General features: G+C 37.4%; 12 protein-coding genes and 1 tRNA gene. 8 read left to right on the plus strand and 5 right to left on the minus strand.

Annotated elements, in window-relative coordinates:
* Positions 1-5 precede the first annotated feature (5 nt).
* Both MNY28_RS03900 and MNY28_RS03905 read left to right on the plus strand, forming a co-directional pair.
* Complete coding sequence (locus MNY28_RS03900; RefSeq protein ID WP_346388972.1) at positions 6-1,742, plus strand: GspE/PulE family protein; 1,737 nt, start codon at positions 6-8, stop codon at positions 1,740-1,742.
* Entirely contained in the window at positions 1,739-2,986 is a 1,248-nt protein-coding gene (locus tag MNY28_RS03905; protein ID WP_346388973.1) for a type II secretion system F family protein, read from the plus strand. The genes MNY28_RS03900 and MNY28_RS03905 overlap by 4 nt, the downstream gene beginning before the upstream one ends.
* Here MNY28_RS03905 and MNY28_RS03910 read toward each other — a convergent pair whose 3' ends face one another.
* Together MNY28_RS03910 and MNY28_RS03915 are read right to left on the minus strand one after the other, a co-directional pair.
* On the minus strand, positions 2,987-3,565 hold the full coding sequence (locus MNY28_RS03910; RefSeq protein WP_151899985.1) for a YigZ family protein: 579 nt from the start codon (positions 3,563-3,565) through the stop codon (positions 2,987-2,989).
* Positions 3,566-3,577: 12 nt separating this feature from the next.
* Positions 3,578-4,288: a YebC/PmpR family DNA-binding transcriptional regulator gene (locus MNY28_RS03915; RefSeq protein WP_151899984.1), complete on the minus strand. Its 711-nt coding sequence runs from the start codon at positions 4,286-4,288 to the stop codon at positions 3,578-3,580.
* 73 nt (positions 4,289-4,361) lie between these two features.
* Between MNY28_RS03915 and MNY28_RS03920 the strand changes: the two genes are divergently transcribed.
* The 6 genes from MNY28_RS03920 to MNY28_RS03945 are packed head-to-tail and all read left to right on the plus strand — an operon-like array spanning position 4,362 to position 8,905.
* Positions 4,362-4,811, plus strand: coding sequence for a hypothetical protein (locus MNY28_RS03920; RefSeq protein ID WP_151899983.1), 450 nt, complete (start codon positions 4,362-4,364; stop codon positions 4,809-4,811).
* Positions 4,812-4,814: 3 nt separating this feature from the next.
* On the plus strand, positions 4,815-6,080 hold the full coding sequence (locus MNY28_RS03925; RefSeq protein ID WP_346388974.1) for an O-acetylhomoserine aminocarboxypropyltransferase/cysteine synthase family protein: 1,266 nt from the start codon (positions 4,815-4,817) through the stop codon (positions 6,078-6,080).
* A 51-nt stretch (positions 6,081-6,131) separates the two neighbouring features.
* On the plus strand, positions 6,132-7,238 hold the full coding sequence (locus MNY28_RS03930; protein ID WP_151899981.1) for a homoserine O-acetyltransferase: 1,107 nt from the start codon (positions 6,132-6,134) through the stop codon (positions 7,236-7,238).
* The gene (gene xseB / locus MNY28_RS03935) at positions 7,231-7,419 is read left to right on the plus strand and encodes an exodeoxyribonuclease VII small subunit (protein WP_151899980.1); all 189 of its coding nucleotides are present in this window, start codon (positions 7,231-7,233) and stop codon (positions 7,417-7,419) included. Before MNY28_RS03930 ends, xseB begins: the two co-directional genes overlap by 8 nt.
* Positions 7,416-8,231, plus strand: a complete 816-nt coding sequence (locus MNY28_RS03940) for a carbon-nitrogen hydrolase family protein (RefSeq protein WP_346388975.1) — start codon at positions 7,416-7,418, stop codon at positions 8,229-8,231. The genes xseB and MNY28_RS03940 overlap by 4 nt, the downstream gene beginning before the upstream one ends.
* A complete protein-coding gene (locus MNY28_RS03945) occupies positions 8,231-8,905 on the plus strand; it encodes a ThiF family adenylyltransferase (RefSeq protein ID WP_151899978.1) in 675 nt (224 codons plus the stop codon). The genes MNY28_RS03940 and MNY28_RS03945 overlap by 1 nt, the downstream gene beginning before the upstream one ends.
* A 250-nt stretch (positions 8,906-9,155) precedes the next feature.
* Here the strand turns inward: MNY28_RS03945 and MNY28_RS03950 are convergent.
* The 3 genes from MNY28_RS03950 to MNY28_RS03960 all read right to left on the minus strand — a co-directional run bounded on the left by MNY28_RS03950 (position 9,156) and on the right by MNY28_RS03960 (position 12,838).
* Positions 9,156-9,232 (minus strand) — tRNA-Ile (locus MNY28_RS03950).
* 64 nt (positions 9,233-9,296) lie between these two features.
* Positions 9,297-9,734 (minus strand): globin, encoded by a 438-nt coding sequence (locus tag MNY28_RS03955; protein ID WP_151899977.1) that lies wholly within the window; start codon positions 9,732-9,734, stop codon positions 9,297-9,299.
* Between the two features lie 2 nt (positions 9,735-9,736).
* Positions 9,737-12,838 (minus strand): efflux RND transporter permease subunit, encoded by a 3,102-nt coding sequence (locus MNY28_RS03960; protein ID WP_346388976.1) that lies wholly within the window; start codon positions 12,836-12,838, stop codon positions 9,737-9,739.
* Positions 12,839-12,846: the final 8 nt, after the last annotated feature.

Here is a 12,846-nt window from a genome sequence, read left to right on the forward strand (position 1 = left end):
TTATTGTGGATAGAATAACAACTGATTTACTTGCCAACGGCTCAATTATGAAAAGCCAGGTTGACAGGCTTCTGGCAAAAGGAATTAGTGAAAATTTAATTCTCAGAGATATCACACTTTCCGGATTCATGACTATGGATCGTCTTGTAAGATTTATTGTGCAACAAATAAGAGAAGGTGTTTATGATCTCTCCATTATAGACAATTATGATTATATAGAAGAAAAAGCAGTCCTGCAAAGGCTTGCAAAAGAGCTGAATCTTCTTTTTGTTGATCTTGATTCGATTGATATGGATTACAATCTCATTGAAAAAGCGCCTCTGAACCAACTTGAAAAACATAATGCTATTCCTGTTTCACAGGATGATCTGAGTGTTACTGTCGCTTTTAGTGATCCTTTAAACATGGATGCACAAGAAGCTGTCCAAAGACTCTTTCCAAGAAAAGTTCTTAAAATTGCTTTGGCAACAAAAAAACAAATTGTGTCCTATCTCTATAAAATCAGTCTCAAAGACAGTATTAAAGATCTGGTCAAAAAAATACGTGATGAACTAAATTCCATCAGTTCTATTGAGGAGCAACAAGAGGCCTCCTCTATTTTACAACTCATAGATGTTGTTTTAAAAACATGTATTAATGCACGGGCAAGTGATGTCCACATCGAACCTACTGAAAAAAACTGTGTGGTTCGTGGACGTGTTGACGGAAAACTCACAGAAATGTTTATTTTCGAAAAAGACATCTATCCGCCTCTGGCATCAAGACTCAAACTGCTTGCAAATTTGGATATAGCTGAAAAAAGAAAGCCGCAAGACGGCAGATTTTCAACTTCTGTAGGGGCAAAAGAGTATGATTTTCGTATATCAACACTGCCCATTCTTTATGGCGAATCAATTGTTATGCGTGTTTTAGACAAACAAAAAGCGCTTGTAAAACTGGAAGATGCCGGGATGGACGCCAACAGCTATCAAAAACTGCTCAAGGGTCTCAAAACTCCTTATGGAATTATTCTGGTTACAGGACCTACAGGAAGTGGTAAAACAACTACTTTATATGGTGCATTAAATGAGCTGAGAAATGTTGAAGACAAAGTTATTACTGTTGAAGACCCCGTAGAGTACAGAATGAATCTTATTCAACAGGTACAGGTAAATGCAAAAGTAGGTTTGAGTTTTGCTGATGCGCTCAGGTCAATTTTAAGACAAGATCCGGATAAGATTATGATTGGTGAAATTCGAGACCAGGAGACTCTCGAAATTGCCATAAAAGCAGCACTTACCGGTCATATGGTTATATCTACGCTTCATACAAATGATGCAATCAGTGCAATACCCAGAATGGCCGACATGGGAATAGAACACTACCTCATCAGTGGTGCACTTGTAGCCATTCAGGCACAAAGACTTGTACGAAAGATATGCAGACACTGCAAAGTAGAAGACACACTTTCAGCATCCGTTTTGGAAGAGATAGACGGGGTTGTGCCTGAAGGGACAATCTTTTACAAAGGCAGAGGGTGTAAAGAGTGTTCAGATACAGGCTATATGGGAAGAGAAATGATTTGTGAAGTACTTAATATTTCAGAAGAACTCTCTTCTTTGATTGCCAAAGGTGCATCAAAAGAACAGATGCTTGAACAGGCAAAAAAAGAGGGATTTGTCGGACTCTTTCAAAATGGCATCCAAAAAGCAATTGACGGAATAACCAGCATAGAAGAGATATTAAAGGTAGCCAAGGGATGAAGTATTTTATAGCCACTGTTTTAACAAAAGGAAAAAAAGAGGAGATTGGACTCTATGCTGAAAACAAAAAAGAAGCAAACAGTTATGCCAAACTGAAATTTTCCGGTATCATCATCAAGGTTTCAGAAGCGCAGGAGCCTCTTGAAGTACAACTTAAAAGATTTAAAACAAATTTTTTATCAAATATAAAAAAAAGAAAAATCAAACCTGATGCTCTTATTGCTGCTATCCGGCAACTGGCTGTTATGACAAATGCCGGTATTTCCATCCATGATTCTCTGACAGAGATAGCAAATGCAACAACAGACGAAGCCCTCAAGAGTGTTTTTTCAAAAATTGCAGAAGATATCAATGCAGGACACTCCATTTCATCTGCCATGCAGAACTTCCGGTTTGAACTTGGAAATCTTACAATTGCGATGGTCGAACTCGGAGAAAAAACAGGTAATCTGGATGAAGCCTTATACTCTTTGGCAAATATGCTTGAAGAGATACGGGCCAATGTTGTAAAGTTTAAAAAAGCGATGGCATACCCGCGAAATGTCATGATTGCCATGGCTATAGCGTTTACAGTTTTAATATCCTACGTTGTCCCTCAGTTTAAAGCTATATTTGAAGAACTTCATGCCGAACTGCCTCTGCCGACAGTTATTCTTTTAAAACTTGAATATATTTTCAATAACTTCGGTCCCTATGTTTTAGCCGGATTGGCTGTAGCATTTTTAATATTCAAATATCTTATCAACAATTATGAACATATAAGATACGGTTGGCATAAATTTTTACTGAGAGTTTATCTCATAAAAAATATTATTAAATTTGCAACTTTAAGTAGATTTACCCTTGTATTTTCTGAACTTATCCGTGCCGGAATTCCAATAGCTGAAGCTCTTGACACCGCCACAGCAATGGTAGACAATCTTCCTCTCAAAAGAAAACTCCAATCAGTCATCAGCACTGTAGAAAAAGGAGGAACACTGAATAAAGGACTTGAGGAAACAGGACTTTTTGAAAATATGATTATTCAGATGATTCGTGCCGGAGAAGACAGTGGTACCCTTGATACGATGATTAAAAAAGTTGCAGAATACTATAAGATGCGATTTGATGCCATTATAGACGGTTTAAGTGAAGCCATTGAACCAATTATGCTGCTTATTATAGCTTCTATGGTTATATTACTGGCACTTGGTATTTTCTTGCCAATGTGGGATATGGGCAATGCGGTGCAGGGAAGAAGATAGCTACACCGCACTAACAGTTGCTACTCTGGCAGTTTTGGAAAGAAAATTTTTCATATTTTCTTCACTGGCTGTAACCGTATAAGAGACTTTTTCATCAAACTCTTTTTGAGAAACAGTGACAGCAAACTCTTTGCACTCATACTCTATAAAGCGCACATCACTGTAATCAAAAACAATTTTTTGCGTCAATTCTTTTTTATACTCATACAGCTCTGCTTTTTCAATTACTAAATTCACAGCATCACTGTATGCTCTGACCAATCCGCCCGTTCCTAACTTTGTACCGCCAAAATAGCGTACGACAATCACGGCAGTATTGATAAGTTTCTGTCCTTGCAAAACCATCAGAGAGGGTTTTCCCGATGTTCCGGAAGGTTCACCGTCATCACTTGAGTGTTCAACTGTTTGATCATACTTATTCAGGTATCTGTATGCCGTTACAAAATGCCGTGCTTTAGGATGTTCTTCTTTTAGTTTATGAAGCAGCATTTCATATTTGTCGTATGGCACCAGGTAAGCAATAAACTTTGACTGCTTCACTTCAAGAGTATTTGCATACTCTTCTTTTATAGAGTACATGTAAAGTATATTTTACGCTAAATTGGTATAAACTTTTTGAACATCCTCATCATCTTCGAGTCTTTCTAAAATTTTATCTACATCAGCCTGCTCTTCTTCGCTGATTTGTATCGGAGTATTTGCAATTCGCTCAAGTGTTGCTTTTGTAATTTCTACACCCATTTTTTCCAGTGCTTCATTCATCGTACCAAAACTTGTATAGTCAGCTGTCACTAAAACAACTCCGTCTTCTGTTTCTATCTCTTCAAGCCCTGCATCTATAAGTTCAAGTTCCAGTTCTTCTATATCCATATCTTCTGAAAGTGGAAATTCAAAAAGAGCTTTTCTCGAAAACATAAATTCCAAAGAACCGTTTGTAAGCATTTCTCCACCGTTCTTATTTAAAATACTTTTGACATTTGCTACTGTTCTTGTGTTGTTATCAGTTGCACACTCAATAAAAAGCAGTACACCGTGAGGCGCTTTTCCCTCAAAATTTACCTCTTTCATATCAGCACTGTCTTTGGCAGTCGCCCTTTTTATAGCCGCATCAATATTGTCTTTTGGCATATTTTCAGCTTTTGCATTTAAAATTGCAGTTCTAAGCTTAGCATTCATATCAGGATCACATCCACCCTCTTTTGCCGCCATTGTGATAACTTTACCAAGTTTTGGGAACAATTTGGACATTGCTCCCCATCTTTTTAATTTTGATGCTTTTCTATATTCAAATGCTCTACCCATAAAAAAATTCCTTATTCCGATTATTTTTGAAATTATACCATTTTAGGTGTATAATACGACACAAGGAACATTAATGAGGCTCAGTTTTAGATTAAAACATCATTTTTTCAGTGCTTTTCGCGAACTCTTTGTACACCATCACGGTTCATTGGAATTTCGTGCAAAAATTTTTGCCCTGATAATTGCAGCCAATAAAGAAGCAACAGTGGAAAGCTATATCCTTATAAAAAATATTGGACTGGATCTCTACAAAGAAGATACTGACAGAGCAAATCTTCTGATGCTTTCAACAAAAGAACTTGTCAAAAAAGTACAAGACAACAATGGTTTAAATATTGACGCACTTGTTTTAAACATACAAAAAGAGTTGAAAATAATTCCCAGATACGCACATAAAATAGATATCGATTCACTTCGCAGACTACTCCAGTATACTTATGATACGGACACTTTGGCCTACCAGGAAAATATTTTAGAATTTTTACAAAAAATTAAAGATGAAACACTCAATGACAAAGGATAACCTGTGGATATACAAACATTAGCACTCCATGCCGGATATGAAAAAGATACGCAAGGGACTATGGCGGTTCCGATTTATCAGACAACTGCCTATGAGTTTCGTGATGTAGAACATGCTGCGAATCTTTTTTCATTAAAAGAACTCGGCAACATATACACACGTCTTAACAATCCTACAACGGATGTTTTTGAAAAACGTTTTGCAGCACTTGAAGAGGGTGAAGCAGCCATTGCTACAGCAAGCGGTATGAGTGCAATCTTTTTTGCAATTGCCAATGCAGCTCAGGCGGGAGACAATATTATTTGTGCCAAACAGCTTTATGGAGGAAGCTTGACGCTCAGCACGCATACACTCAAACGTTTTGGCATAGAAGCCAGATTTTTTGATGTGCATCAACCCAAAGAGATAGAAGCACTTATTGATGAAAATACAAAAATAGTCTTTTTTGAATCATTGACTAATCCGAGTATTGATGTTGCGGATATAGAGGCAATTACCTCCATTGCAGACAAATATAATATTTTAACTGTTGTTGACAATACAGTTGCAACCCCTGCTTTGTGCCGTCCTTTTGAGTTTGGAGCAGATATTACTGTACACAGTGCCAGTAAATATACTACAGGTCAGGGGCTTGCCATAGGCGGAATCATGGTTGAGAGAAAGAATCTTGCAGAAAAACTCAAAGACAATCCGAGATATGCTCATTTTAATGAACCTGATGCCTCGTACCACGGACTTGTCTACACAGATGTCGGGCTTCCTCCCTACACACTTCGCGCCCGTCTTTCCCTTTTGCGTGATTTGGGTGCTGTTGTCTCTCCGTTTAATTCATGGCTCTTTATTCAAGGAATGGAAACACTCCCCTTACGCATGAGAGAACATTCAAAAAATGCACTTTTACTGGCAGAATTTTTAGAATCACATCCTAAAGTAAAAAAAGTAAACTACCCTGGCTTAAAAAGTAATCCTAACTATAAGAATGCCCAAAAATACTTTCAAGACGGTTTGTGCAGTGGACTGCTCAGTTTTGAGGTTGAAAATTTTGATGAAGCAACAAAAATTGTCAATGCCACAAAACTCTATTCACTTGTTGTCAATATCGGTGATTCAAAATCGATTATTACGCACCCTGCTTCGACAACACACCAGCAACTCTCACATGAAGAACTGCTTGCCTGTGGTGTTCCTGAAGGTCTGATTAGAATTTCCTGTGGTTTGGAGAGTCCAAAAGATTTAATTGAAGATATGAAAGAGGCACTTGAAGCATAATTAAGACTCTTTTGCTAAAATACTGTTACTAATTTTCGGAGAGCAATCACCTTGTCTTTAAACCTGCAAACGCATACAGAACATTTTACAAACCCGCTTTATCTTGAAAGCGGGCGTATTTTAGAACCGTATGATATTATTTATGAAACCTATGGCACACTTAATGAAGAGAAGAGCAATGTAGTGGTTGTCTGTCACGCACTTACCGGTTCACATCATGCTGCAGGACTGTATGAAGATGATGCAAAACCCGGCTGGTGGGATGGCTTTATCGGTCCGGGAAAAGCCATTGATACTGACAGATATTTTGTAATATGCTCAAATGTCATAGGCAGCTGTTTTGGTTCCACAGGTCCTATGAGCATGCAGTACCCCCATCACGAACCCTACCGTTACAAATTTCCGGTTGTCAGCATAAAAGACATGGTAAAAGCACAGCGTATTTTGTTTGACAGGCTCGATATTCACAGAGTACATGCAATAATCGGCGGTTCCATGGGCGGTATGCAGGCACTGCAGTTTGCCATACACTATCCAAACTTTGCCAACAAAATTATTGCAATGGCAACAACACATGCAACACAGCCATGGGCAATAGCTTTTAACAAAGTTGCGCAGGAATCCATTCTCAATGATCCTGATTTCAAACAGGGATATTATGATCCGAATCTTCTCAAAGAACAGGGACTCTCCGGGATGGCAGTCGGTCGTATGGCGGGGCATATCAGCTTTTTGTCTCCAGAATCAATGCGTGAAAAATTTGGCAGAGAGTATAAACTCACAGATGGGCTGTATGAGCTTTTTGGAAAGTTTCAGGTAGAGTCTTATCTGGAATACAACGGGTACAATTTTACAAAATGGTTTGATCCCTTGTCTTATCTTTATATCACAAAAGCCATTAACATATATGACCTGTCTCGAGGATTTGACTCGCTGGATGAAGCACTTAAAAGAATAACCTCTGCTCTGTATCTGATAAGTTTTAAAAATGATCTGCTGTTTAAAAACACTGAAATGCAAGAAATGGCACAGATACTCAAAAAAATAGGAAACAGAAATCATGATTATATAGATATTGACAGCAACTATGGTCATGACGCATTTTTGGTAGAGCTTGATAAATTTGAAAACAATGTAAAGGATGCACTCAATGGCTAAAGAAAAATTTGAAAAAAAACTCCAAAATGCCAAAGAAATTTTAGAAACACTTATGAGCCCCGAGATTACACTTGAAGAGAGTGTAAAAGCCTATGAAAAAGGCATGAAAGAGTTAGCCGAAGCACAAAAAATGCTTGAAGAAGCTCAAATCAAAATTCAAAATTTAAAAACTACGCAATGAGAGCGGCAGTTTTACAGCTCAATGCACAGGGAATGAGTTCTACAAAACTTTATAACTATATTCGGGTAGCCAGTAAAAAAGGCGTCAAAGTCCTACTTCTTGGTGAATACGTTCTCAATCCATTTTTCAAAGAACTCGAACAGATGTCTGTCTCTATGATAAAAGAGCAGGCACTCCATCAGATTAAAATCCTCAAAGAACTCTCTTTAACATACAGTATAACAATAATCGCTCCCTTGGTTATTGTCAAAAAAGATAAAATTTACAAATGCATTGCAAAGTTTTCTCCAACATCTGCCTCTTACTACAATCAGCAAATCCTTATTAACTATGCCCACTGGAATGAAGAAAAATTCTTTGCAAATGCACTTGCACCACTGCTCTCCCCTATGGTTTTTAAAATTGACGGCTTCAAATTTGCGGTAATGAACGGATTTGAACTTCATTTTGATGAATTTTTTGCTAAACTTAGAAATAAAAACATAGACTGTTTGCTTGTACCGAGCGTTTCAACTTTTGACTCTTATGAGAGATGGAAAGCATTAATACTCACAAGAGCATTTACACACAATATGTATATACTCAGAGCCAACAGAATCGGTGAGTATCAGGACAAAGAGTTTGTATGGAAATTTTACGGTGATTCTATATTGGCATCCCCGAATGCGGAAGTTTTAAACCATTTGGGAAATACTGAAGAGTTAATGATAGTTGATATGAGTCATACAGAGGTAGTGCGCTCTCGTCGCACATGGGGATTTAAAGAAGCTATCAGCAAGAGAGCATTAAAACTTACAAAAAAGGATTTATAATGATGGAGTATTTTCACAGACAGGTGCAACTTTGGGGAGAAGAGACACAAAAAAATCTTCAAACAAAAAAAATAGCAATTGTTGGAGCAGGAGGGCTTGGTTCTTCGCTTGCCTTTGCTTTGGGATCAACAGGAATCGGAGAAATCCACATTATAGATTTTGATGAAGTCAGTCTGCATAACATTCATAGACAAATCGCTTTTAAACTAGGAGATGAAGGGAAGAACAAGGCAAAAATAAATGCTGAAATTATACAACAGCGATGTCCCTTCACAAAAGCTGTTTCCCATGAGTGTAATTTTGAAGAGTGGAGCAAAAAAAACATTACAGTGGATCTCATTTTAGATGCCACAGATAATCTTCCTACACGCGGGGATATTAACACGTATGCAAAAAAAGTCAATACACCCTGGATTTATGGAAGTGTAGAAGCATTTCACGGACAGGTCTGTTTTTTTGACAAATCATCTTTTAATGACGCCTTTAAAATTGTACAAAAAACACCCGCAGGTATTGCAGCACCGATTGTGATGCACATAGCATCTCTGCAGGCAAACCTTGCTTTGAGATTCTTGGCGGGTTTACATGTAAAGAAAGATTTACTTTATTATCTTTTTTTTAATGAAGAAGGAGAATTGATTACTCAGAAATTCGGATTGCCAACAGCGGATTAGTTATAAACAAAAGAGGGAACAAAAAATGTTATGTTTGCCCCTTATTTTAACCCGCCAATTCTAATATCAAGTGCAATTTTTTAAAAGTAAGTTGAAAGGTAGGGTTAACTGATAACCTGCTAATCTATTTCAACCAAAAAATAAAAATTGACAGAGCATAAAAAAATAGTTCCAAGAGTGTTGAAAAATTTTGTTGAAAAAACAATACACCAATTCAAATTTAAAGTTCGTTGTTTAGGGGGTTTGTAAGTGGTGGGTTCTGAGTGACTCGAACACTCGACCGCTCGGTTATGAGCCGAGAGCTCTAACCAACTGAGCTAAGAACCCACTTATTGTTGGTAGGTCGGAATTATACAAGGAGCTTCCTTATATAATCCTTATTATTCGGTTACTACTGCGTATTTATCATCCAGATGGAAAATATATCCAAATATCTCCAAAATGAGTACAGTGATGTTTCTGTCACCCCTTTTTCTTTTAGCTCTTCAATGAGCGGCTTATAGAGTTCCAGCCATGTTTGACGTGCTTTTGCATCAATGCGAAACGGTGCGTGACGACCTACCATTTGCGGTGCCCCTCTGTTTTGATTAAAATACTTCGGTCCTCCGCATATTTGAATGAAAAAATCTGCCGAATTCACTTTTGCTTTTTCAAATTCTGCATCATCCTGAGGAAAAAGATGAGAAATATCACTCTGTTTTATTGCATCATAGTGTTTGGAAATCAGTTCCCTGATGCCTTCCTCCCCTACTTCCAGCAAAAACTCCGGTATTGGTTTTGTCACCGGTGGTCTTACACCAAACTGCGCCTGACTTATTTCTAAATTCATTTTTATCCTTTGTTTGCTTGAGGTGGTTTGATTTTATATACAACAGCATAAAGCAAGGGGACATACAACAGATTTAACACTGTCGCCCATGCGATACCATACCCCAAAGATATTGCCATCGGTTGGAGTATTTTTGCCTGACCTGATGCAAAAAATATAAGTGTTAAAAGCCCTAGTACGGTTGTCAGCGATGTCAAAAGAATCGGTCTGAGTCGTGTTTGCGCTCTTTTCATCAGATCTTCTGTATTTTTGGCATTTTTTATAAAATCTACCATGATAAGCCCGTCATTGACAACAACACCTGCAAGCCCTACTATACCTATGAGTCCCGGCATAGTCAGATTTAGCCCCATTATCCAGTGTCCCACATAAACACCCAGAAGTACAAGAGGAATTGTACTGATAACAATTAAAGATTTTCTTATAGAATCAAAGAGCCACACCAAAGTAATAAAAATTAAAAATATTGCTATAAGCGCCGACTGCATCATCTCTCTTTTGTTTTTGTTATTCTCTTTTTCTTCTCCTTTGATATCCACAGTAATGCCCTCTTTTTTAAACTTTTGCAGTGTCGGTTGAAGTTTTTTCATGAGTTCGGATGATGTTATAATTTTTTTGTCTGTAGAAGCATAAACACTGCGTACTCTTTTGCCGTTTTCTTTTTTAAGCGTTACAAAGCTTTGTATGTACTCAAAATCACATATCTCTTTTAAGGCAACATATTTGTCTGATCCCGGAACCTGCAACTCAATTGTATGTATGGAACGTATCTCTTTATTTACATTGCTGTCAAGTCGTATACGCACCAAGCCCTGGTCATTAAAAAGTTTTCCGTATTCCCCTTTAAGATAATATGCCCGCAGTTCATTTGAAACATCCTGTTCGGTAAAGCCCAGTTCCTGACCATATCTGTTTACATGTAACTTTAATTCTTTCTCACCGAGCGTTGCATCATCTGCTATATTGTAAACACCCTTGATACCTGCGAGTTCTTTTTCAAGAATTTTCAGATAAGGTACAACACTTTTGGCATTTTTTGTACTCAAACCAATTTCGACATCATGTGCTATCACTCCTGCACCAGGAACTTTCACAACAAGTTCTTCAAAAGCTGATTTTTGATTTTTCAATACTTTTTTAATCTCTTTTGCTATCTCTTTTGCATCTTTTTTACGTGTTTGTACTCCAGGGTTGTATTCTATAGAGAGATAAGGACTGATGTATGTATCAAAAAAATTCTCAGGCGCGCGCTCATGTAAATCTATAAATATATGAAACATATTTTCACCGAGTTCGGCTCTGTTTTTGGCATCCATTTTAAAACCGATAACAGAAGTTACAGAGGAGACATCTTCATTATTTATGTTTTTAAGGATGATATTCTCCAGTTTTGTTACAATTTTTTCCGTATCTTTGAGTTCATTGTTAATATTGACCTTTCCGTAGACATATATTTGAGTATTGTCAAAATCCGGAAAAAGCTGAAATTTTGCATTTTTAATCATTACAAATTCAAGTAAAACAATGCTCACAACAATAACACTCAAAGAGAGAAACTTTCTTCTAAAAAGAAAATGCAGGGCTGTACTGTACCAGTCATGCATTTTCTGCCAAAATCGTTTTGTAAAACTCCCTTCTTTGGAGACTTTCAAAAAGTCATGTGCATGCAAAGGAAGAAAATAAAAAGCTTCAAAGAGTGAAGAGAGTAAAAGGACCGTTATCATTATAGGAATTATCTTAATAAACATTCCCATTTCACCTGTCATCAAGAGCATAGGTAAAAATGCGAAAACTGTTGTAAGCGTTGCCGTAAGTACGGCAGGAAACATCTCTGCCGCACCTGTTATGACCGCTTCTTTTCTATCCATCCCCTCTTCAAGGTGTCTGTAGATGTTCTCAGCAACAACTATTGCCTCATCAACGAGCATTCCAAGCGCAATCAGTGCTCCCAGAAGAGAGAGCATATTAAGACTGTCTCCCAATATCTCTGTCACGATAAGCCCTATCATAAAACTTACAGGAATACCGAGTGCAACAACAAAGGCTATGCCTCTGTTGATAAAAATCAGCATTGCCAAAAAAACAAGCATCAAACCAAACATTATATTTGAAAAGACGGTATTGAGGCGGTTTTTAATCCATACAGAAGTATCTGTGTAGATGTTGTAATCCAAATCAGGATGTTTTGCTTCTTGTTTTTTTAAAAGTTCTCGTATCTCTTTTACCAAAGCAATGGCATTGCCGTTTTTGCTCTTTGTGACATTTATTGAAATATTTCGTACCCCATTATAGTGGGAGAGTTCCACCTCATCACTCAACTTGAAAGAAACCTCTGCAATATCGCCGATTTTAACTCTTTTTCCACCAACATCAATCAGTGTATTTTCAACCGCCTTTTGTGTCTTTTCACCGTTGTATGTAGAAATATAAAGATGATTTGCTTTTTGTTTGATAGTGCCTATGGGAAAAATCGAACTTATTTTGGAGAGTTGTGCGACAACCAGTGTTGAGGAGAGTCCGTAGGCTCTTATTTTTTGCGGATTAAGCTGTATATCCAACTCTTCATCGGCATCACCACGAATTGTAATGTCGCTCAAATCTTTAAACTTGCTTAATTCTGTTTTAAGTTCATCTGCATGTTTTAGCAGTGTTTCTTTAGGAACATCACCGGAGAGAGCTATAAGAACAAGGGGAAATGCATGTGTTTTGATTTTGGCAACAGGCTCATTCATATCCGCCGGCAAATCTTTTTTTACACTGCTCACCACATCTTTGACATCATTGAGTACTGTAATATTGTCCGAACCGTTCTTAATGTCTGCACTGATACTGAATGAACCGTTTTTGATACTGCTTTTTATATCTTCAAGTGCATCAATATTCTGCAAATCATTTTCAATACTCTGCACAACCATTTTGTCCAAAATATCAGCCGATGTTCCGGCATAACCGCCTTTTATGGTTATTTTATCCATATTCATCGGAGGGAAAATCTCTTTGGGTATATTGATATACGCAAAAATGGAGAGCATAAAAATAAAGAGTAATAGTATATGATTTAAAAGTGGTTTTTCTATAGCAAATTCTATAAACTTACGAATCACTGCTGTTC

This window comes from Sulfurimonas sp. NWX367 (genome assembly GCF_039667065.1).
In the GTDB taxonomy this organism is placed as follows: domain Bacteria; phylum Campylobacterota; class Campylobacteria; order Campylobacterales; family Sulfurimonadaceae; genus Sulfurimonas; species Sulfurimonas hydrogeniphila.

Coding starts and splice junctions, on each gene's coding strand:
- MNY28_RS03905 (WP_346388973.1), top strand. CDS start 1,739: ATGAAGTATTTTATAGCCACTGTTTTAACAAAAGGAAAAAAAGAGGAG.
- MNY28_RS03910 (WP_151899985.1), bottom strand. CDS start 3,565: ATGTACTCTATAAAAGAAGAGTATGCAAATACTCTTGAAGTGAAGCAG.
- MNY28_RS03915 (WP_151899984.1), bottom strand. CDS start 4,288: ATGGGTAGAGCATTTGAATATAGAAAAGCATCAAAATTAAAAAGATGG.
- MNY28_RS03920 (WP_151899983.1), top strand. CDS start 4,362: ATGAGGCTCAGTTTTAGATTAAAACATCATTTTTTCAGTGCTTTTCGC.
- xseB (WP_151899980.1), top strand. CDS start 7,231: ATGGCTAAAGAAAAATTTGAAAAAAAACTCCAAAATGCCAAAGAAATT.
- MNY28_RS03940 (WP_346388975.1), top strand. CDS start 7,416: ATGAGAGCGGCAGTTTTACAGCTCAATGCACAGGGAATGAGTTCTACA.
- MNY28_RS03945 (WP_151899978.1), top strand. CDS start 8,231: ATGATGGAGTATTTTCACAGACAGGTGCAACTTTGGGGAGAAGAGACA.
- MNY28_RS03955 (WP_151899977.1), bottom strand. CDS start 9,734: ATGAATTTAGAAATAAGTCAGGCGCAGTTTGGTGTAAGACCACCGGTG.